This is a genomic window from Kitasatospora sp. NPDC089913 (assembly GCF_044748625.1).
Classification (GTDB): Bacteria; Actinomycetota; Actinomycetes; order Streptomycetales; family Streptomycetaceae; genus Kitasatospora.
The window spans coordinates 180314-200666 of record NZ_JBIVGI010000016.1 but is presented as its reverse complement, the minus strand read 5'-3'; the positions used below and the strand labels follow the sequence as shown (position 1 = coordinate 200666).

Annotated in this window: 19 protein-coding genes and 1 pseudogene; 9 read left to right on the top strand and 11 right to left on the bottom strand. The window is 75.1% G+C overall.

The window, feature by feature from the left end; genetic code table 11:
- The first annotated feature begins 174 nt into the window (after positions 1 to 174).
- Entirely contained in the window at positions 175 to 753 is a 579-nt protein-coding gene (locus tag ACIPYS_RS24480) for a GNAT family N-acetyltransferase (protein ID WP_093863156.1), read from the top strand.
- A 14-nt stretch (positions 754 to 767) separates the two neighbouring features.
- Here ACIPYS_RS24480 and ACIPYS_RS24475 read toward each other — a convergent pair whose 3' ends face one another.
- Positions 768 to 2027 carry a threonine/serine exporter family protein gene (locus ACIPYS_RS24475; RefSeq protein WP_400749474.1) on the bottom strand — a complete coding sequence of 420 codons (1260 nt, stop codon included), beginning with the start codon at positions 2025 to 2027 and terminating at the stop codon, positions 768 to 770.
- A gap of 295 nt (positions 2028 to 2322) precedes the next feature.
- Here ACIPYS_RS24475 and ACIPYS_RS24470 point away from each other — a divergent pair, with 295 nt between their 5' ends.
- On the top strand, positions 2323 to 3336 hold the full coding sequence (locus ACIPYS_RS24470; protein WP_400749471.1) for a glycosyltransferase family 2 protein: 1014 nt from the start codon (positions 2323 to 2325) through the stop codon (positions 3334 to 3336).
- A gap of 88 nt (positions 3337 to 3424) precedes the next feature.
- Here the strand turns inward: ACIPYS_RS24470 and ACIPYS_RS24465 are convergent, their stop codons facing one another.
- Positions 3425 to 4039, bottom strand: a complete 615-nt coding sequence (locus tag ACIPYS_RS24465; RefSeq protein WP_400749468.1) for a hypothetical protein — start codon at positions 4037 to 4039, stop codon at positions 3425 to 3427.
- Between the two features lie 274 nt (positions 4040 to 4313).
- Here ACIPYS_RS24465 and ACIPYS_RS24460 point away from each other — a divergent pair, with 274 nt between their 5' ends.
- From ACIPYS_RS24460 to ACIPYS_RS24450, 3 genes and pseudogenes are all read left to right on the top strand, one after another.
- A complete protein-coding gene (locus tag ACIPYS_RS24460) occupies positions 4314 to 7265 on the top strand; it encodes an FAD-binding and (Fe-S)-binding domain-containing protein (RefSeq protein ID WP_400749465.1) in 2952 nt (983 codons plus the stop codon).
- Between the two features lie 121 nt (positions 7266 to 7386).
- Entirely contained in the window at positions 7387 to 7797 is a 411-nt protein-coding gene (locus ACIPYS_RS24455; RefSeq protein ID WP_093863152.1) for a PaaI family thioesterase, read from the top strand.
- A gap of 115 nt (positions 7798 to 7912) precedes the next feature.
- A pseudogene (locus tag ACIPYS_RS24450) lies at positions 7913 to 9190 on the top strand (SulP family inorganic anion transporter); the annotation flags it as partial.
- 103 nt (positions 9191 to 9293) lie between these two features.
- Here ACIPYS_RS24450 and ACIPYS_RS24445 read toward each other — a convergent pair.
- The 3 genes from ACIPYS_RS24445 to ACIPYS_RS24435 all read right to left on the bottom strand — a co-directional run bounded on the left by ACIPYS_RS24445 (position 9294) and on the right by ACIPYS_RS24435 (position 12325).
- The gene (locus ACIPYS_RS24445; RefSeq protein WP_400749461.1) at positions 9294 to 10400 is read right to left on the bottom strand and encodes a hypothetical protein; all 1107 of its coding nucleotides are present in this window, start codon (positions 10398 to 10400) and stop codon (positions 9294 to 9296) included.
- 376 nt (positions 10401 to 10776) lie between these two features.
- Positions 10777 to 11244 carry a CBS domain-containing protein gene (locus ACIPYS_RS24440; protein WP_093863149.1) on the bottom strand — a complete coding sequence of 156 codons (468 nt, stop codon included), beginning with the start codon at positions 11242 to 11244 and terminating at the stop codon, positions 10777 to 10779.
- Positions 11245 to 11275: 31 nt separating this feature from the next.
- Complete coding sequence (locus ACIPYS_RS24435) at positions 11276 to 12325, bottom strand: slipin family protein (RefSeq protein WP_400749515.1); 1050 nt, start codon at positions 12323 to 12325, stop codon at positions 11276 to 11278.
- 136 nt (positions 12326 to 12461) lie between these two features.
- Between ACIPYS_RS24435 and ACIPYS_RS24430 the strand changes: the two genes are divergently transcribed.
- Positions 12462 to 13250, top strand: coding sequence for a uracil-DNA glycosylase (locus tag ACIPYS_RS24430; protein ID WP_400749457.1), 789 nt, complete (start codon positions 12462 to 12464; stop codon positions 13248 to 13250).
- Positions 13251 to 13285: 35 nt separating this feature from the next.
- On the opposite strand, the gene ACIPYS_RS24425 is transcribed toward ACIPYS_RS24430, so the two are convergent.
- The 3 genes from ACIPYS_RS24425 to ACIPYS_RS24415 all read right to left on the bottom strand — a co-directional run bounded on the left by ACIPYS_RS24425 (position 13286) and on the right by ACIPYS_RS24415 (position 14875).
- The gene (locus tag ACIPYS_RS24425) at positions 13286 to 14164 is read right to left on the bottom strand and encodes a CHAD domain-containing protein (RefSeq protein WP_093863146.1); all 879 of its coding nucleotides are present in this window, start codon (positions 14162 to 14164) and stop codon (positions 13286 to 13288) included.
- Between the two features lie 136 nt (positions 14165 to 14300).
- Complete coding sequence (locus ACIPYS_RS24420; protein WP_400749452.1) at positions 14301 to 14687, bottom strand: hypothetical protein; 387 nt, start codon at positions 14685 to 14687, stop codon at positions 14301 to 14303.
- Positions 14684 to 14875 (bottom strand): hypothetical protein, encoded by a 192-nt coding sequence (locus tag ACIPYS_RS24415; protein WP_093863144.1) that lies wholly within the window; start codon positions 14873 to 14875, stop codon positions 14684 to 14686. The genes ACIPYS_RS24420 and ACIPYS_RS24415 overlap by 4 nt, the downstream gene beginning before the upstream one ends.
- Positions 14876 to 15609: 734 nt before the next feature.
- On the opposite strand from ACIPYS_RS24415, the gene ACIPYS_RS24410 reads away from it, so the two are divergent.
- The 3 genes from ACIPYS_RS24410 (at position 15610) to ACIPYS_RS24400 (ending at position 18048) form a co-directional block, all read left to right on the top strand.
- On the top strand, positions 15610 to 16287 hold the full coding sequence (locus tag ACIPYS_RS24410; RefSeq protein WP_400749449.1) for a hypothetical protein: 678 nt from the start codon (positions 15610 to 15612) through the stop codon (positions 16285 to 16287).
- A 195-nt stretch (positions 16288 to 16482) separates the two neighbouring features.
- Positions 16483 to 17307, top strand: coding sequence for a thioredoxin domain-containing protein (locus ACIPYS_RS24405; protein ID WP_093863141.1), 825 nt, complete (start codon positions 16483 to 16485; stop codon positions 17305 to 17307).
- A gap of 63 nt (positions 17308 to 17370) precedes the next feature.
- Positions 17371 to 18048 carry a vitamin K epoxide reductase family protein gene (locus ACIPYS_RS24400; RefSeq protein ID WP_093863140.1) on the top strand — a complete coding sequence of 226 codons (678 nt, stop codon included), beginning with the start codon at positions 17371 to 17373 and terminating at the stop codon, positions 18046 to 18048.
- 37 nt (positions 18049 to 18085) lie between these two features.
- Here ACIPYS_RS24400 and ACIPYS_RS24395 read toward each other — a convergent pair whose 3' ends face one another.
- The 3 genes from ACIPYS_RS24395 to ACIPYS_RS24385 all read right to left on the bottom strand — a co-directional run bounded on the left by ACIPYS_RS24395 (position 18086) and on the right by ACIPYS_RS24385 (position 20300).
- On the bottom strand, positions 18086 to 19228 hold the full coding sequence (locus ACIPYS_RS24395) for a serine hydrolase domain-containing protein (RefSeq protein WP_400749445.1): 1143 nt from the start codon (positions 19226 to 19228) through the stop codon (positions 18086 to 18088).
- Between the two features lie 100 nt (positions 19229 to 19328).
- Positions 19329 to 19871, bottom strand: a complete 543-nt coding sequence (locus ACIPYS_RS24390) for a GNAT family N-acetyltransferase (RefSeq protein ID WP_400749442.1) — start codon at positions 19869 to 19871, stop codon at positions 19329 to 19331.
- A gap of 24 nt (positions 19872 to 19895) precedes the next feature.
- A complete protein-coding gene (locus ACIPYS_RS24385) occupies positions 19896 to 20300 on the bottom strand; it encodes an ankyrin repeat domain-containing protein (RefSeq protein WP_093863137.1) in 405 nt (134 codons plus the stop codon).
- Between the last annotated feature and the right edge of the window lie 53 nt (positions 20301 to 20353).

The following is a 20353-nucleotide window of genomic DNA, read 5'->3' as shown; positions in this document are numbered from 1 at the left end:
GGGGTTCGTTCATGGCTCGCCCGACACTCGCCCGACACTCGTTGGGGGCTCGTCGAGGGTTCGCCGGGGGCTCGTTCGAGGACGGTTCACGGTGTTTCGTGGACAGTCCGTTCGGGTGCGGGCTGGCCGAAATCCCAGTGGCCCGGCGGGCGCGCGCCGGGCCAGAGTGGGCCCATGGATCAGGTGAGGCTGTCGGACGGGGTCGTCACGCTCACCCCGTTCCGGGCGGCGGACATCGACGCGCACCTGGCGGGCGAGGACGACCAGCTGGTGCGCTGGCTGAACGGCGGGCCGAGCACCCGCGCGGGCACCGAGGAGTACGTGCGGCGGTGCACCGCGCAGTGGCTGTACCGGGGACCGGCCCGGGTCTTCGGCATCCGGACCGGTCCGGAGCCGGTGCTGGCCGGCACGATCGACCTGCGGTTCGCGATGCCGCGTCTCGGCCCGGGGCAGGTCAACATCGCCTACGGCCTCTACCCCGGCTGGCGGGGGCGGGGCCTGGCGACCCGGGCGGTGCACCTGGTGTGCCGCTACGCGGCGCAGGAGGGCGCGAGCGAGGGCGTGATCCGGGTCGACCCGGAGAACACCGCCTCGGCGGCGGTCGCCCGGCGGGCCGGGTTCCGGTACTCCGAACGGGTAATGGAACCGACGGGCAACCGGCTCGACTGGTACCTGCGCGAGCTGGCCGCGGCCCCCGTGGAGCACCCCGTCCCGGCAGAACGCCCCGTCCCGGCGGCCGGCTGCAGCGTCTGACGGCCCGCCCGGGCCTACGCCGGCTCCGGTGGTGTCCGCTCCCCGCGCCGGGCGGCCGCCAGCACCTCGCCCGCCAGCAGGCCCACCGCGATCGTCGTCAGCAGCGTCACCAGCTGCGTCAGATCGCGGAAACCCGCGATGGGGTGGCCGCCCGCCAGGTCGGTCAGCCCGCGCATGCCGAGCGAGCCGACGGTCAGGGTGAAGAAGCCGGGCAGCAGCAGGATCAGCCGCGGCGGCCCGTCCGGCCGGTGGGCGACCCGGGTCGCTGCGGCGCTGAGCGCCGCCGCGGCGACGAAGGTCCCGACTACCTCGCCGGCCAGCCAGGTGAACAAGGTCTGCACCGCCACCGTCAGATAGACCAGCAGCAGCAGCGGCAGCCCCAGCCGCAGCGGGATCGCGAAGGCCAGCACGGTGCCGGCCGTGAAGACGATCCAGGCGGTGAACAGCGCCCAGCGCGGCAGGTCCTGCGCGGCGGCCACGTCGAACAGCTCGTGCCGGTCCTGCCCGGTGACGGCGAGTCCGACCAGCACCCCGACGTACAGCTGGAGCAGCAGGAACACCGCGTACACCAGCCGTACCGCGCCCGGGGTGATGTGCCCGGCAGCGAGCTCGGCGGCGGCCGCGCTCAGATAGTCGCCGGGGACGAAGAAGAACAGCGCGGGCAGCATGATCAGCACCGGCCCGCCGTGCTCAGGGGTCCGGGCGAACACCAGCAGCGCGACCACCGACACCAGGACGGCCGCCACGAACGGCAGCACCGCGCCCAGCCGGGGCCAGCGGGCCGCCCCGACCGCGAGCGCCGCGCTCACCGTGCCGAGGACGGCGGTGGAACCGATCTCCCACCAGGTCGGCTGCATCAGCGGGGCGAAGCCGACGGCGAACAGCACGATCCCGATCGCCTTCACCCACCAGGGGTACGGTGGCGGGGCCGAGTCGATGACGGCGAGCCGGGCCGCCGCGGCCGGCAGGTCGAGCCGGCCGGCCTCGATCTCGGCGAGCATCGGCTTCACGGCGGCGACCTGGTCCAGTCGGAACACCTCGGGGAACGCCCGGACCGTCACCGTCCCGGTCTCGCCGCCGGCCGTGACGGTCAGCACCGCGCCGTCCGGGACAACCAGCAGTTGCGCCGCGCCGCCGAAGGCCCGGGCCGCGCCCTCCACCTCGGGCTCCAGCCGCTGGACGCCCTCCCCGCTGTTGCGCAGCAGGACGGAGGTCAGCCGGGTCAGGAAGGCGGTGAGCTCGCCCCGCCGGGGCGGCCGCGTCCGCTGCTCCATACCCGCCTCCGTCCGCGCGCCGCCGCGGCGTCCCCGCGGCATCGCCTCCAGACTGCCCGCCGGTGCCGGATGCCGCGCGCCGAACCAGCGGCGGGGACGTCGGCGGCGGGGAACCTCGGTGGGAGCTCGGCGGGACGTCGGGGGGACGTCGGGGGGACGAGGTTCCTGACGTGGACGCGACCGGAATGGCTGGTGAAGATATGGCGTACGTCCATACGATTTGACAGACCTTGCCCTGATTTACGGACCGTCAGGGCTTTGCCACCGTTCGCAGGCGCTCCTACGCTCCGGCGTCATGCCCTCACCCCTGATCAGCGTCGTGATCCCCGCCTACGACCAGCAGAAACAGCTGGCGGACTGCCTGGACTCGCTGCTCGCCCAGTCCTTCCGCGACTTCGAGGTGCTGGTGGTCGCCGACCGGTCCCCCGACTGCCCGGCCCAGCTCGTCGAGCGCTACGCCGCCCGGCACCCCCGGGTGTCGGTGCTCCAGCTCGACGCGGCGGTCGGCGTCGGCGTCGCCCGCAACGCGGGCGCCGCCCGGGCCCGCGGCGAGTACCTGCTGTTCCTGGACGCCGACCACCTGCTCGCCCGCGACGCCCTCGGCTCCTTCGCCGACCACCTGGAGCGGACCGGCCCGGTCGACCTGCTGCTGTTCGGTCACACCCGGCAGCACGGCGGGCGGGACTGGCCGGGCGGCGCCGAGACGCTGCTGGCCGAGGCCGGACCCGAGGTCTTCGGCCCGGCGGACCGTCCGGAGCTGCTGGGCGCGCCGCCGCTGGTCTGGGACCGCCTGGTGCGGCACGAGCACTGGCGCGGGCAGGCGCTGGCCTTCCCCGAGGGCCGCTACGAGGAGGTCCCCGTCGTGCACCGGGCGATGCTGACGGCCCGGCGGATCGCCGTCCTGCCGCGTGCCTGCGTGCAGCTGCGCCGCCGCGAGACCGTGCACCCGACCGGATCGCCGGGGAGCAGCAGCTTCGACCTCTTCGACCAGTACGAGCGGACGTTCGCGCTGCTGGACGAGCTGGACGTCCCCGACGCCGTCCGTGAAGCGCTGTTCACCCGGATGGTCCGGCACTACCTGTTCGTCTTCGACCTGGCCGGCTGCGTCGCCCGCGCCGAGCGCCCGCAGTTCTTCCACCGCGCGGCCGAGCACCACCGGCGCTTCCAGCCGCCGGGCCACCGCCGCCCGGGCGGTCGGGAGGGGGTCAAGTTCTCGCTGCTGGCCGGGGGCGCGTACCCGGCCTTCGAGGTGGCGAAGCTCTCGCACATCGCCGCCGGCACCCTCACCGGGGCCTCCCGGCGCCGCTGAGGGCGGTGCGGGGCCTTTCGGCGTCGCCGTGGGCGGCGGACCGGGGCGGGGGCGGCGCGCGGGTCCGTGCCGTCCCCGGGCCGTCGGGTCAGGCGTGCGCCGTGCCCCCGTCGGCGGCCATGGCGGTGGCGATGCGGTGCAGGGTGTCCGCGCGGAGCTCGTCCGGCAGCGGCGGGAGCAGGTCCATCCAGAGCGCGAGCGTGGAGCCGATCAGCTGGCGCTGGCCCTCGGGGCGGGCGATCAGCCACAGGTGGAGATGGGCCCCGCCGTCGCCCCAGCGGTTCACGTGCACGCGCCCGACACCGCCGAGCCCGAGGACCGCCCGTTCCACCCGCTGGAGCATCGGGCCGAGTTCGACCGCCCGGGCCGGCGGGAGGTCCGTCAGGTCGTGGTGGTCGCGCGGGCCGAGGAACAGCACGGCGGGCAGGCCGTGCGGCGGGTCGAAGGCCCTCAGCCGCCAGTGCTCGTCGGTCCAGACGAAGTCCTCCTCCGGACGGCGGCACTCGTGGCACTCCGCCGCCCCGGCCTCGCCGTGCCGGGCGGGCTCGGGCAGCTCGGCGGCCTCCAGCGGACGGACGGTCAGCTCGCCCTCGTAGGGGAAGATCGACCAGGAGGGTGCCGCGTCCTCCGGTATCGGGAGCCGCTCGCCGATCGGCAGATGGGCGCGGAAACGGCGGGGGTCGTCAGGGTTCTCGATGATCACGGGGACCGACCGTCCCACACTCCCCGGGAGCGCCGCCAGCGCTTTTCCTCCGTGCCCGTCCCGCCGGTCCGACCTGCGGGCCTTTGTCCTGGCCCGCACCGCCCGCCTCGGCGGGCCGGCTCCGTGCCACGCCCCCGTGTGCCTCGACTCCACGTCCCGGCTCCACGTCCCGGCTCCACGTCCCGGCTCCGTGCGCCCCGGCTCCGTCCCCGTCGCCCCGGGCGGGCTGCGATGATCGGTGAGGACCGTTCGCCACCGCCCGGGAGGACCGCCCGTGAGCCGCCCCGACCCCACCTCCGGCCCCGCGCCCGGCCCCGCGCCCGAACTCGCGCGCGAGCTGGCCGCCGCACTGCGCGGCGAGGTCCGGTTCGACGCCGCCGAACGGACCGTCTACAGCCACGACGCCTCCAACTACCGGCAGCTGCCGCTCGGCGTGGTCAAGCCCGCCGACACCGAGGACGTGCGCACCGCCCTCGCCCTGTGCCGTCAGTACCGGGTGCCCGTGGTGGCGCGCGGCGCCGGGACCAGCATCGGCGGGCAGGCGATCGGCCCCGGCGCGGTGGTGCTGGACTTCCGCCGCCACCTGGGCGGCGTCCTCGGCATCGACCCGGAGCGCCGCACCGCCCGCGTCCGGCCCGGCACCGTCCTCGACGACCTCCAGCGCGCCGCCCGCCCCTACGGCCTGCGGTTCGGGCCGGACCCGTCCACCCACAGCCGCTGCACGCTCGGCGGCATGATCGGCAACGACTCCTGCGGCGCCCACTCCGTCGCCTGGGGCCGCACCGCGGACAACGTCGAATCGCTGGACCTGCTGCTCGCCGACGGCACCGAACTGACCGTCGGCGGCCCGCTGACCCCCGCCGAACGCACCGCCCTCGCCGCCCGGCCCGGCCCCGAGGGCGATCTGCACCGACGGCTCCAGGAGTTCACCGACCGGAACCTCGCCGCCCTCCGCCGCGGCCTGCCCGCACTCCCGCGCCGGGTCTCCGGCTACCCACTGGACGCCCTGCTGCCCGAACACGGCCACCACCTGGCCCGCGCCCTCACCGGCACCGAGGGGACCTGCGCGCTGCTGCTCGGCGCCACCGTCCGGCTGGTCGAGGAACCGCGCGCCCGCGCCCTGGTGGTGGCCGGCTACCCGGACGAGACGGCCGCCGCCGACGCCGTTCCCGCGCTGCTCCCGGACGGCCCGCTCACCGTCGAGGGCATGGCCGCCGACCTGATCGCCGCCCTGCTCGCCGCCGGACCGCGCCCGCCCGCCCTCGACCGGCTGCCCGACGGCGCCTGCTGGCTCTTCCTGGAAACCGGCGGCGCCACCGCCGCCGAGGCCCTCGACGCCGCCCGCCGCCTCGCCGGGACCGTCCGCCGCGAACGCACCGCGACCGCCACCGTGGTCACCGACCCGGCCGAACAGCGCCAGCTCTGGGCCGTGCGCGAGGCCGGCGCCGGGATCGTCACCCGGCTGCCCGACGGCGGCGAGGCCTGGCCCGGCTGGGAGGACTCGGCCGTCCCGCCGGAGCGGCTCGGCGACTACCTGCGCGGACTGCGTGCCCTGCTGCGCCGGCACGGCCTGCGCGGCGTGCCGTACGGGCACTTCGGCGAGGGCTGCGTCCATCTGCGGATCGACTTCCCGCTCACGCGGCCGCAAGGGCTGCCGGTGTTCCGGGAGTTCATGGAGCAGGCGGCCGATCTGGTGGTCGCGCACGGCGGTTCGCTCTCCGGCGAGCACGGGGACGGGCAGGCCCGCGGCGAGCTGCTGCCGCGCATGTACCCGCCCGAAGTCATCGACCTGTTCCGCGAGTTCAAGCACATCTGGGACCCGGAGAACCTGCTCAACCCCGGCACCGCGGTCGACCCGCGTCCGCTGGACACCGACCTCCGCTTCGGCGGGCGGCCGGTGCGCGAGCTGCCGCTCGCCCTGCCGTACGAGCGGGACGACGGCAGCCTCGCCAAGGCGGTCCGCCGCTGCGTGGGGGTCGGCAAGTGCGTCGACCCGACCACTGGCGTGATGTGCCCGAGCTACATGGCCACCGGCGAGGAGCGGCACTCGACCCGCGGGCGGGCCCGGCTGCTCGCCGAGATGCTGCGCGGCGCCGGGGAACGCCCCGGTGCCGGGGCCGCGATCACGGACGGCTGGCGGTCCGCCGAGGTCCGTGAGGCACTGGACCTCTGCCTGGGCTGCAAGGGCTGCGCGAGCGACTGCCCGGTCCAGGTCGACATGGCCACCTACCGGAGCGAGTTCCTGTACCAGCACTACCGGCACCGGCCGAGGCCCGCCGCGCACTACGCGATGGGCCGGCTGCCGCTGTGGCTGCGCGGCGCCGCGCTCGCACCCGGCCTGGTGAACGCGATCACCCGCTCACCGGCCGCCCCGCTGCTCAAGCGGCTCGGCGGCATCGACGGACGCCGGGCACTGCCGGTCCTGCCGCCGGAGACCTTCACCCGCTGGTTCCGGCGGCACCGCGCCGGGCACCCGGCCCCGGCGGGCGCCCGGCCCGTCCTGCTCTGGCCGGACACCTTCTCGGACCACCTCCAGCCGGAGGTCCTGCGCGCGGCCGTCGAGGTCCTGGAACACCTGGGCTTCGACGTCCGGCTCCCGTCCGGCCCGGTCTGCTGCGGTCTGACCTGGTACTCCACCGGCCAACTCCCGGGCGCCCGGCGGACGATGCGCCGGAGCCTGGCCTCGCTCGCCGCCACCGGCCTGCCCGCCGCCACACCCGTCGTCGGGATGGACCCGAGCTGCACCGCCACCCTGCGCGAGGAGGTGCCGCGCCTGCTCGGCGCCGAGGGCCGCCCGCTGGCCGAACGCACCCGCACCTTCGCCGAGTTCGTCGACGAGTACGCGCCGGACGCGCCGCTGCCGCGGCTGCGGGTGGACGCCGTCACCCAGACCCACTGCCACCAGCACGCGGTGCTCGGCAGTGCGGCGGACCGCCGGATCGAGCGGCGGATGGGCGTCGAGAACCGGGTCCTGGACTCCGGGTGCTGCGGGCTCGCGGGCAACTTCGGCTTCGAGCGCGGGCACTACGAGATCTCGGCGGCGATCGCCGAGCGGGTGCTGCTGCCGGAGGTCCGGGCCGCCGGACCGGACACCGTGGTCCTCGCGGACGGCTTCAGCTGCCGCACCCAGATCGCCCAACTGGCCGACGGCCGACGGGCCCTGCACCTGGCGGAGCTGATGGCCCGGGCCTTGCGGGAGCGGCCGGACGGGCCCTCGGCGCGGTAGCCGGCGCGCCGTCCTCCGCCGCCCGGGTGCGTCGTCCGCCGCCGCCCGGGCGCGCCGTCCTCAGCCGCCCCGACTCCCCGACACCGCTGACACCGCCCGCGGTGGCCACCACAATGACGGCATGACCCTCACCACCGCCGAGGCGGACAAGATCCTGGCCGACAACTTCGCTCCCTGGGTGCAGGCGCTCGGCCTGTCGGTGACCGCGACCGGGGAGCGCCACGCCGTGCTCCGGCTGCCGTGGTCCGACCAGCTCGCCCGGGAGGGCGGCGGCCTGTCCGGCCAGGCGCTGATGGCGGCGGCGGACACCGCCAGCGTGATCGCGGTGTCCGCCGCCCGGGGCGGCTTCGGCCCGATGACCACCGTCCAGCAGTCCACCAGCTTCCAGCGCGCCGTCGTCGGACAGGACGTCCTGGTGCACGCCCGGGTCACCAAGCTGGGCCGGCGGATCGCCTTCCTGGACATCACCCTCACCGCCGAGGGCGAGGAGGAGCCGGCCGCCCACGCCACCACGGTCTACGCCCTGGCCTGAGCCCCCGCCCGGTCCCGCGACCGGTCCCGGCCCTGCTCCCGGCCCGGTGACCGGCCCGGGAGCAGGGCCGGGAGCAGGGTCGGGAGCAGGGCCGGGCCTTGGCGGGATGCCGTCCGCAATGATCTCGGCCGCCACCGGCGCGGTGGCGCTGGTGATCGGGCCGCTCAACCGCGAGCACGGGTTCGGGTACCTGGTGGCCGCCGTCGTCCTGGCCGGCGTGTTCCAGATCGCGCTGGGCGCGCTGGGGGTGGCGAAGCTGCTGCGGTTCGTGCCGCGCGCGGTGATGGTCGGCTTCGTCAACTCCCTCGCGATCCTGGTGTTCGTCGCGCAGCTGCCGGAACTCGGGCGGGTGCCGTGGGCCGTGTACCCGCTGTTCGCGGGCGGTGTGGCGCTGCTGGTGCTGCTGCCGCGGGTGAGCACGGTGGTGCCGGCGCCGCTGGTGTCGATCGCCGTCCTGACCGCGATCACCCTGGGCGCCGGGATCGCGGTGCCGACCGTCGGCGACAAGGGCGCGCTGCCGACCTCCCTTCCGGTGCCGGGACTCCCCGACGTGCCGTTCACGCTCGGGACGCTGACCACGATCGCGCCCTACGCGCTGGCGATGGCACTGGTGGGCCTGATGGAGTCGCTGATGACCGCCAAGCTGGTCGACGACATCACCGACACCCGCTCGAACAAGACCCGGGAGTCGATCGGGCAGGGCATCGCCAACATCGTCACCGGGCTGTTCGGCGGCATGGGCGACTGCGCGATGATCGGGCAGACCATGATCAACGTCAAGGTGTCCGGGGCCCGCACCCGCCTGTCGACGTTCCTGTCGGGCGCCCTGCTCATGGTGCTGTGCGTCGTCCTCGGGCCGGTGGTGTCGGACATCCCGATGGCGGCGCTGGTCGCCGTGATGGTGATGGTGTCCTTCGCGAGCTTCGACTAGCACTCGATCGCCCCCGCGGCGCTGCGCCGGATGCCGCTCGGCGAGATCGCGGTCATGGTGATCACGGTCGTCTGCGTGGTCGCCACCCACAACCTCGCGATCGGGGTCGTCGTCGGCTCGGTCACCGCCATGATGGTCTTCGCCCGGCGGGTGGCCCGGCACGCGGACGTCACCGCCGTCACCGACCCGGACGGGACGCAGGTGGTGTACGCCGTGACCGGGGAGCTGTTCTTCGCCTCCAGCAACGAGCTGGTCGGGCGGTTCGACTACGCGAACGATCCGGACGACGTGGTCGTCGACCTCAGCGGCGCGCACGTCTGGGACGCCTCCTCGGTCGCGGTCCTGGACACCGTGACGGCCAAGTACGCCCAGCGCGGCAAGACCGTCCGGATCACCGGCCTCAACGAGCCCAGCGCCGAACTCCACGGCCGCCTCACCGGCGAACTCGTCGCCGGCCACTGACCCGCCCCCTGGCAGGCCCTGCCCCGGGGGGCCCGGGCATGACCGCTGCCCCACTCACTCACGGACTTCGGGCGGCCGGCCCGAGCGCGCCGCCCGGGCCCGGCTACACCATCGAGCCCTGTCCCTGCTCCATCGCGACCCAGGCGCGGGCGATCGCCTGCACGCAGATCTCGCGCATCCGGTCGAAGGCCCCCAGCGGATCGTCGTAGTCGCGCCACGGGCCGTCCACCTCCCGGCCCATCACCTGGAACAGCTCCAACGCGTCCACCGTCCGGGCATTCATGACGAGCCCCCAGGCCGCCCAGCCCCGGGCCTGCTGGAGCCGCGGATGTGCCGGGTCGGCCTGCGCCAGGTCGGCCAGCAGGGCGTCCACGGCCGCAGTGAACTCCGGCGTCCGGTAGGCGGCGGCCGGTGCCTTGTCCCGGGAGACCTTTTCGAGAAACGCCCGTATCCGCAGAACGGGCAGCAGGCTGCCGGCCGGCGCGCCGGCGAGCGCGGTGTCCACGAAGGCGTGCATCAGCTCGTGGCTGCCGTGCCACTTGGCGCACCAGTACTGCAGCGCACCCTCGTGCGCCCCCAGGTGGTGCGGGTCACGGGCCACCACCTCGGCCCAGAGACTGCCGAAGTCCTCGCGCGACCAGCTCATGCCCATGGCGATGGCGATCTGCGCCACCCAGGGGTTGGGGTCCTCGGCCGGCGCCGTGTCGACGGCCTGCTGCGCGACCTGCTCCGCCTCGCGCAGTACCTGGCGGAACCCCCGGAACTGCTCCTCGCTCACCTCCGAGGCGAACTTGCTGGTGCGGATCTCCCAGGCACGATCGACCAGTACCAGGCTCTGCACCAGAGCGGCCGCCGCACTGCGCGGGTCCTCCTCGCGCCACTGCCGCAGCCAGCGGTCGTCCTCGGCCGCCACCTTGCACCAGGGCCCCAGCCGCGCCCAGCGCCAGGACGCGTCGGGGTAGCCACCGACCTCGGCCAGGTACCCGGCCGCCGGACGCCAGTCACCGGCCCGGGCCGCGTCGAGCGCGGCGGCCAGCTCGGCGGGCGGTTCCTCACCCTTCAGCACGAGCTGCTCGCGCGGGACGAGGGTCGCCCGCAGCTCATCCTCCCGGCGGCTCTGCCGCCCCTTGGCGAGCAGCGGCGGAACGACTTTGACCGCACCGGCGACCACGAGCACGACAGCGGTCAGAAGGACGGAAACGAGGATCATGAACTGCTTTCCTGGCCGGCGAGGCAACGACAAACCGTCCGGATCCGGGCGGTCACGGGTGGGCACCGGGCGCGGCGAGGGACATCGTGCGGACGCGCCGCGCCAGCCCTGGCCCTCGCACCCGTGTGCACGGCGAGGAGGATCGTACCGGCACCACGCGGCGCCCTCCCGACCGAGGCCGGACCTGCCCTGACCGGCCGACAGGTTCGTCCCCTTCGGCCGGACATGTCCTCGGCCCAGCGAGCGTCCGATGCCGATCCGGGCCACCGTGGACCCCACCGGGTCGGCCCGGGGCGTGGCCCCGGGCCGACCCGCACCCCCGCCGCTCCCTCGTGCACCTGCCCCGCCCCGCACCCCCTCGCTTTCCCCTCCCCCGTCACACGCCCTGCGGCGTGTCCAGTACCTCCTTCGAGCGGGGCGGGTCCTCGGCGCAGACCGCCGTCACGAACTCCGCCAGCCGCGTCTGCGGCATGCCGCGCGCGATGTCCGCCTCGCTGATCATTCCGACCAGCTCGTGCTCCGGGTGGTTGATCACCGGCAGTCGCCGCACCCGGTACTGCTCCATCACCCGCAGCACCTGTTCGACGTCCTCGTCCGCCTCCACCGTCATCGGCCGCCCCTGGGCCACCTCGCCCGCCGTGACCTGCTCCGGGTCGAGGCCCTCCGCGACGCACTTCAGCACGATGTCCCGGTCGGTGAGGATCCCCAGGAGCTTCTGCCGCTCACCGCAGATCGGCAGCGCCCCGACGTCGCGTTCCTTCATGAGCCGGGCCGCGGTGGCGAGCGTCTCGTGCTCGCGCACGCACTCGGCCCCCTGATGCATGATGTCGCCCGCACTGGTCATGATCGGCCTCCTGACCTGCCTGCCACTCCCGTCACTCCATCGTGGTCCGGCCGCCGGGGCCCCGCCACCGGGCCTGCGCGGCGGCTCCCCGCCCACCCCCGGGGCCCTCCGACGACTCGGCCGGGTCGTCGGCCGGAACCTCGCCCGGCACGTCGAGCGGCGAGCTCTCCAACACCTCTTCCAACGGCGGGAGCTCGTGCACCTCGGCAGCACGCACCGGAGGGGTCCCGCCCTCCGCACCCGGGACCTCGGCCGACTCCCCGGCCCCCGACTCCCCCGGTCCCGCGCCGGCGGCCGTGCCCGCGGCCCGCCGATGGGTCTCCGCCGCGCTGTCCAGGAACCGCAACAGCTCCACCGGGAACGGCAGCACCAGCGTCGAGTTCTTCTCCGCCGCGACCTCCACCACCGTCTGCAGCAGCCGCAGCTGGAGCGCCGCCGGGGTCGCGCTCATCACCGCCGCCGCCTCCGACAGCCGCGCCGACGCCTGGTACTCGCCGTCGGCCGTGATGATCCGCGCCCGCCGCTCCCGCTCGGCCTCCGCCTGCCGCGACATCGAGCGCTTCATCGACTCCGGCAGGGCGACGTCCTTGATCTCCACCCGGTCGATCTCGATGCCCCAGCCGAGGGCCGGGCTGTCGATCATCAGCTCCAGCCCCTGGTTGATCGGTTCGCGGTTGGCCAGCAGGTCGTCCAGCTCGCTCTTGCCGATGATCGACCGCAACGAGGTCTGCGCGACCTGGGAGATGGCGAAGTTGTAGTCCTGCACATTGATGATCGCCTTCACCGGGTCCTCCACCCGGAAGTACACGACCGCGTCCACCCGGACGGTCACGTTGTCACGGGTGATGCCCTCCTGCGCCGGGATCGGCAGCGTCACGATCTGCACGTTCACCCGGCGCAGCCTGTCCGCGACGGGTATCAGCGTGACCAGCCCCGGCCCGCGCACCTCGTCGCGCACCCGGCCGAACCGGAAGACCACACCCTGCTGGAACTGCTGCACCACGCGGACGCTCAGCCCCGCCACCACGGCCGTCAGCATCAGCACGACGACGACCACCGCTATCACCACATCGACGACCATCACGGCCTCCTCGCGCGGCAGCGAGCCCCGGCCGTCGCCGACCCAGCCGGCCGACGGCAGCCGGAACAGCTGGTTCCACGCTACGCCTGCCCCGTCCTGGCCGGGACGAACCCCGCGCAGCCCTAGGATCGTCGCCATGCCGCAGCCCCCCGACGAGTACGCGGACACCCCGGACCACCCGCGGCACCCCGCCGCGGCCGCCGCCCGGGCGCCCGACCTCGCCGCCCTCGACCGCGTCGTCACCGGCTGCCGGGCCTGCCCCCGGCTGGTCGAGTGGCGCGAGGAGACGGCCCGGGTCAAACGCCGCGCCTACCTGGACTGGGACTACTGGGCCCGCCCGATCCCCGGTTTCGGCCCGCCCGACGCCCCGCTCGTCCTGGTCGGCCTCGCCCCCGCCGCGCACGGCGCCAACCGCACCGGCCGGATCTTCACCGGCGACCCCTCCGGCGACCTGCTCTACGCGGCCCTGCACCGCCTGGGCCTCGCCAATCGCGCGCTCTCCGTCCGGCACGGCGACGGCCTCGCGCTGCACGGTGTGCGGATCACCGACCCGGTGCGCTGCGCGCCGCCCGACAACCGGCCGAGCACCGCCGAACGCGACACCTGCCGGCCCTGGATCGCCCGCGAGTTCGAGCTGCTCCGCCCCACCGTGCGCAGCGTGGTGGCGCTCGGCGGGTTCGCGTGGCAGACGCTGCTCCCGGTGCTCGACGCGGCGGGCTGGACCGTTCCGCGTCCCCGGCCGCGGTTCGGCCACGGCGCGCACGTCACCCTGGCCGCCCGTGACGGCGGGCCGCCGCTGGAGCTGTACGGCTGCTACCACGTCAGTCCGCGCAATACGAACACCGGCCGGCTCAGCACCGTGATGCTGCGCGAGCTGCTCCGCACCGCCGCCCGTTCCGCCGGGCTCGACCCGGCGGAGGAGTGACGGCGCGGAGCGTCGGTCGTGCTCCGGGCCTCGGCTCAGCCGAAGCGGGCCAGCTTCGGCCGGGCCGCCCGCTCCCACACCTCCGGCAGTGCGCGCCGCGCCCGCTCCGCCTCGGCCAACTGCTGTCCGTACAGCACGCCGTAGCCGAAGGGCTCCTTCGAGGCCCGTGCCTGCTCGCGCAGCGCGGTCGAGGCCACCACGGCGTCCTGGTGCTCGCCGAGGACCTCCTGGACGGCCTTCATCCGGGAGACGTACCGCTCGGCCGCCCGGCCCGCCACCGGCAGCGCCGTCTCGCCCGCGTACCGGGCGCGTTTGGCGGCCTTGCGGGCCTCGTGCAGCGCGATGTCCTGTTCCGTGCCCTCGTCGGCCAGCGCGGTGCGGATCCGGTCGGCGGTGCGCCGCTGTTCCTTCGCCGCGACGCGGCTCAGCTCGGGGCCGGCCGCCCGGTCCGCCCGGCCGCGCAAGGGCGGGTCGGTGAGCAGTGCGGCGAGTCCGTCGGCGAGTGCCCGGCGGCGCGGGCTGTCCAGGGCGGCGACGACCTCCGGCCAGACGCGGCGGTACTCGGTCTTCCCCCGGCGTTCCAGTTCGGCGGCGACCTGTTCGGGTCCGCATTCCGCGGGCAGTTCGCGGGCCCGCGCCGCCAGCCGTTCGCCGAGGACCTCCTGGTCGCGGGCCCGGCCCAGCGCGGCCGCGAGCCAGCGCAGCTCGGCCACCAGTTCGTCGGTCGCTCCGGGGGCCAGCAGTCGCCGGTAGGTCCGGAACGCGCTGCGCAGGCGTCGACAGGCGACCCGCATCCGGTGCACGGCGTCCGGTTCGTCGGCGCGGACGGCGTCGTCCAGTCCGGCCAGTACCTCCGTCTGCGCCCGGATCCGTCCGAGCACCACCTCACCCACGGTGACCATGTCATCGGCCATCCGTCTGCACCCCCTTCCGGGGCGTCCGGGAATCGCTCCCCAGGCTAGCCCGCACCCCGGCCCGGGGCAGCGCACCTTTGCGCCACCCGCCGCACCCGTCCCGGCCCCCGCCCCCACCGCCGCAGCGCGGCGGCGCTCAGGGGCGCAGCTGGATGGCGAGGCACAGGGTGTAGCCGACGAGGGCGGCGAAAAAGACGACAGCTGTGGTGTAGCGGGGGACGAAGGGGAGGCCGGCGAGGGCGGGGTAGAGGAGGACGGCGATGCCGGCGGCGACGTCGGCGAGGTAGAGGCCGCGGGGCGGCAGGACGCCGGTGCTGCGGGCGGCCCAGCCGGTGGCGACGAGGAAGCCGGTGAGCAGCATGAAGCCGGAGAGCAGGCCGGAACCGATGCTGGAGAGGACGGGGTGGGGCTCGGGCGGGAGTTCGCCCTCGGGGACGGCGGGGCGCAGTCGGTGGGCGATGGCCAGGGCACCGACGGCGAGGGTCACGCAGGCGGCGGCGCTGAGCAGGGGGAGGGGGTTCATCGGCGGCTCCGGGAGCTGGTGCGGTGGTGGCCGAGGGCTGCGGCGAGCGCGGCCGGGACGAGGACGGTGAGGAGGAGGACGGTCGTCCAGGTGGTGGGGTCGAGGCCGGCGGTCGGGGGCGCGGCGGGGGGCGGGGGTGCGGCGACGACGGCGGTGAGGGTGGCGGTCGGAGCGGGGGGCGGCGGCATGGGCGGGGGCTGCGCCGTCCAGTCGGGCGGAGCCTGTGGGTGCGGGCCCTGTGGGTGCGGGGGCGAGGGGTGTGCTCCGGGTCCCGGCCGGAGGGTGACGGGGCCGTGCGGCGGGAGCGGTGGCGGGGCGGGTTTCGCGGGCTGCCGGGTGACGGCCGGGGCTGCGGGGTCGGTCCGCACGGGCGACGGCGCGGACAGTTCGGGGGCGGCGGAAGGCTCGGGGTGTGCGGTCGCGGCCGGGGTCGGGACGGGCGACGGTACGGCCGGCACCGACGGGGACGGCGAGGGAGGGAAGGTCGGCGCGGGCGTGGGCGTCGGCAGCGGGGTGGCGGAAGGCGAAGGCGACGGACAGGGCGTCGCGGAGTGCGAAGGGTGCGGGGGATGCGAGGGGTGCGGGGGCTGCGGGGTGTGCGGCGGGAACCACGGCCATGGCGGCCACGGCGGCGACGGCACCGCGGGCGCCCCCGGCACCTCCGGCCCCTCCGGCACATCGGGCGCCCCCGGCCCCGGGCCATGGGCATAGTCCATCGCCCGATTGTCGGACCGTCCCACCGCCCCGTCAGCCGCTGACGGCCCCTCACCCGCCGCCGCGCCGTCAAACCCATCGCCCCGGTGAACTCCCCGCCCCCGGACCGCGAACGAACGACCGATGCGGGACAATCTGTGCGCCGATCCGGCCGCCGGCCCCGACGCACCCTCGTGCCCGGCGTAAGGGCCGTGACATACTCCCGAGCGTGACGACCTCCACCCACGCGACGAGGGCCCTGCGGGCCGCGGTGTTCACCGCGCTCGCCGTGCCGCTGTCCGCGCTGGGCCAGGTGGTGATCACCGGTCGCCCGCTGCCGCTCACGCTGGTGGCGGTCGCGACCGCCGTCGTGTTCCTGGTCGCGGCCGCGCTGGCCGGCGGGGAACGACGGTTGACGCAGATCGCGGCCGTGATGGTCCCGGTCGAACTGCTGCTCAACACGACGTTCAACCTGGGCCAGACCAGTTGTGGTCCGGTCCTCGGCGCCGACCTCCCCGCCCGCGGCATGAACCTGCTGGTCTGCGGCGGCGGCTCGGTGGACGGGTCGTCGTTGCTCTACGGCCAGTTGGGGCACTCCGGGCGGCTGGCGCCCGCGGCCACCCAACTGCTGCTCCTGCTGGTGCACCTGGTGATCGCGCTGGCCGCCGCGGCCTGGCTGCGGCTGGGTGACGCGGCGCTGTCCGGCCTGGTGCGGGCGCTGCGCGCGCTGCGCCTGGCGGTCGCGGCGCCGCTGCGCGCGCTGGTCGCGCTGCTGGTCCCGGCGCCGGTCCGACCGGTGCTGCGGGTGCCGCTGCCGGTTCCGGACCGTCGCCGCCCGCGCCGCGAGGACGTGGTGCTGAGTCCGGCGCCGCGCCGCGGTCCGCCGCTGCCGGCGCCTGCCTGCTGACGACGTCCTGAGGACCGCCCCGTAACGGGCTCCCGGGTGTCCGGCGGGCGGTGCGCGACTCCGCCCCCGTCCAGCAGTCCCCTCCGGCCCGTACCTTGCGCCGGCGCCCCCGCGCGCCCGTGCCGTACGCCGCGTGCCGGGGTGGGGACACCTCCGCGCGCCCCTCGGCGCGCCCCATTACGGAGTTGGTCCGACATGACTCACCCCAACCAGAAGCCGTCCCGCAAGCAGGCCCAGAAGATCAGCGCCCGTGAGCGCATCCAGGAGGCGCAGCGTCTGGAGAAGCAGGCGAACGCGCGCCGTCGGCGGATCGTCGTCGGTGTCTCGCTGGCCGTCGGTCTCGCCCTGGTCGGCGGCACCGCGCTGGCGATCAGCACGGCCGGCGACAGCAAGTCCTCGTCGGCGGACGCGGTCGAGCCGACCGCGATGGTCGTGCCGGCGAACACCTCGGGTGCGGACGGCACGGTCATCACGTACGGCAAGGCGGACGCCGCGCACACCCTGCAGGTGTTCGAGGACTTCCGTTGCCCGGTGTGCAAGAACTTCGAGGCGGCGAACGGTGACGCGGTCCGCAAGCTGACGGAGGACGGCACGGTCAAGGTCGAGTACCACCTGGCCGCGTTCCTGGACAAGAACCTCGGCGGCAAGGGTTCGCGCACGGCGCTGGCGGCGATCGGCGCCGCGGTGAACGAGGGCGTGGACAAGTTCAAGGCGTACCACGACGTGCTGTACGCCAACCAGCCGGACGAGCGCGAGGACGCCTTCGGCGACGTCAACCACCTGCTGGAGCTGGCCGACAAGGTGCCGGGGCTGAAGACGGACGCCTTCGTCAAGGCGGTCACGGACCGGACGTACGCGCCGTGGGCGAAGAAGGTCGCGGACGCGTTCAACGACAGCGGGGTGACCGGTACGCCGACGGTGAAGGTGGACGGCAAGCCGCTCACGCTGTTCAGCGGCAACAAGGCGCTGACGGCGGAGCAGTTCACCGCGCAGGTGAAGCAGGCCGCGGGCTTGCAGTGAGCACCACCGGCCCGGCCGATTCCCGGCCGGGCCGGCCCTTCCTCACCCACGGAGTGCTCTGCCATGACCGCATCGACCGCTCTGCCGTCCCACTCCTCCTCCCGTCCCGGCGCCGCGGGTCCCGCCGGTGCGTCCGGGCCCGCTCCCGGGCCGGTCGGCGCGGGCCGCGCGTTCTCGCTGTTCGTCCTGCTGGCCGCGCTGGTCGGGCTGGCCGCCTCGGCGGTGCTGACCTTCGACAAGCTGCGGATCCTGGAGGATCCTTCCTACATACCGAGCTGCAACATCAATCCGGTGATCAGCTGCGGTTCGGTGATGCGCACCGCGCAGGCCGAGGTGTTCGGCTTCCCCAACCCGCTGCTCGGGCTGGCCGCGTTCGGTGCGCTGGCGGCGGTGGGCGCGGGTCTGCTGGCGGGGGCCGCGTACCGGCGCTGGTTCTGGCTGGGGCTGCAGGCCGGGACGTTGTTCGGGGTGGGGTTCACGCACTGGCTGATCGTGCAGGCGCTGTACGACATCGGTGCGCTGTGCCCGTACTGCATGGTGGTGTGGGTGACGGTGGTGGCGCTGTTCTGGTACACGACGCTGCACAATCTGCGGTCGGGGGTGGTCCCGGTGGGGCCCCGGCTGCGGCCGGTGGTCCGGGAGGCCGCCCGCTACCACTGGGCGTTGCCGGTGCTGTGGGCGGCGGTGATCGCGCTGCTGGTCCTGAACCGCTTCTGGTCGTACTGGTCGACGCTGATCTGACGCCCGGCACCGCCGCGCGCACGCCCCCGCCGGGCCGTCAGCCGAGGACGGCCCGGCGGAAGGCGTTGCGCAGGTCGGTGAGCGGCTGGAAGTCGCGGTCGTAGTGGACCTTGTTGGTGAGCAGCAGTGCCCAGCGGCCGCGGCGGCGGGAGACCCAGATGCCGGTGCCGGTGAAGCCGTAGTGGACAAAGGTGCCGGCGGCGGGGTCGGTGCCGGCGGCGCAGAGCCAGGAGAGGCCGCGGGCGGGGGCGAGTCCGCCGGTGTGGACGCGCAGGGACTCGGTGATCCACGGTTCGCCCCAGGGGAGTCCGGTGGGCGGGGCGAGCAAGGCGGTGAGGAAGCGTTCCAGGTCGTGGGCGGTGGAGAAGGCGCCGGCATTGCCGGAGACGCCGCCGAGCAGCCGGGCCGAGGGGTCGTGGACGGTGCCGCACAGGATGCCGTCGGCGCTGCGCTCGTACTCGGTGGGCGCGGTGCGGTGGGCGGTGTCCGGGCCGAGCGGGCCGTAGCAGGTGTCGGTCATGCCGAGCGGCTGCCAGACCTGCCGGGCGGCGAGCCGGTCGAGCGGTGCGCCGGCGAGGTCCTCGACGAGGTGGCCGAGCAGGACGGCGGCCCGGTCGGTGTATTCGACGGCGAGGCCGGGCGGGCGGTGCAGCGGCGCGGCGAGGACGCCGGCCCGGATCGCCGCCGGGTCGTCGCCGTAGAGTTCGGCGAATCGGGTGCGCAGCGGCAGCCCTGCGGTGTGGGTGAGGAGTTGACGGGCCGTCACCGTGCCGACGGGGTGCCGGGCGGCCGGAGCCCAGTAGTCGGCGAGGGGGCGGTCGAGGGAGAGCCGGCCGGCCTGCCGGAGGGCTCCGGCGCACGGCCAGAGGGCGACGATCTTGGTGATGCTGGCCAGGTCGAGGAGGGTGTCGTGGTCCATCTCCGTTGCGGCCCAGGGGCCTTGGCCGAGGGGGCCGGTCCGGCCGCGGGCCCGGACGCCGCCGGCGTCGCCGACCGACCAGACGCCGCCGGTCCCGGCGGTGCGCAGGCCCCCGGTGACCAGTCGGGCCAACGGGCCGTCCGGGTCGGCGAGTTCCCCGAGTCCGGCGGGCCCGGCAGGACCGGCGGGGTCGGCAGGACCAGCGCGTCCGTCAGGTGCGGCGCGTCCGGCAGGCGCGGCGGGCAGTACCGGTCCGGTCATCCGCGGTTCTCCCCCGCCCGTCGCCGGCCGTCGTCGGCCGGCGCCCCTCCCGAGGGGTCCGGTCGGTCCCCCTCGGGAGGCTACCCGGCCCGGGCGCGGGTCAGGCGGCGGACGCGCCGTCGAACTCCTTGCCCAGGCAGATGCTCTGCGGGTGCTCGCGGTAGATGCCGAACTTCTCGATCGCCGCGTAGCCCTCGGAGGCGTACAGGGCGATGGCCTCGGGCTGCTCGGTGCCGGTCTCCAGGACGAACCTGGTCCGGCCGGCGTCGGCGGCGGTCCGTTCCAGGTGGCGCAGCAGTGTGCGGGCCAGGCCGCGGCCGCGCGCCTCGGGGCGGACGAACATCCGCTTCAGCTCGGCGTCGCCGTCGCGGATGCCGAACGGGGCCGCCGACTTGGCGCGCCAGCCGCCGCAGGCGACCGGCCGGCCGTCCAGGTACGCGATGACGAAGAGGCCCGCGGGCGGCTCGAAGTGGTCGGGGTGCAGGTGGGTGATGTCGCCCTCGCCGTAGCGGACGACGTACTCCTGCTGGACCTCGGCCGCGAGGAGCTGGGCGTCGGGGTGTCCGAAGCCGGTGACGCGCAGCTCGACGCGGTCGCCCTTGCGGTCGTGTGCGAAGGTTCCGCCGGTGGTGGTGCTCTCCATGGTCGTCAAGCCTACGGCGCCCGCTCAGCCCGCCTCCGGTCGGCCCTCGAACCGTGCGACCAGTGCCGTCTTCTCGAACATCCGGGCGGTGTCGACGGCGGACGGGGTGCCGGCGGCGGGGTCGGCGCCGCCGGCGAGCAGGGCGTCGAGGACGTCGTCGTTGCCCTTGAAGACGGCGCCGGCGAGCGGGGTCTGACCGCGGTCGTTGGCCCTGTTCGGGTCGGCGCCGCGCTCCAGCAGGGCGGTGACCGCGACGGCGTGGCCGTGGTAGGCGGCGAGCATCAGCAGGGTGTCGCCGCGGTCGTTGGTGAGGTCGGCCGGGGCGCCGGCGTCGACGTAGGCGGCGAGGACGGCGGAGTCGCCGGCCCGGGCGGCGTCGAAGAGCTTGCCGGCCAGGGCGATCACGTCGGCGTCGGGGGTGTCGGTCATGTCTCGGCCTTTCTCCACGGCGCGGCCCGGGTCGGGGCCGTGCCGGTGCGGTC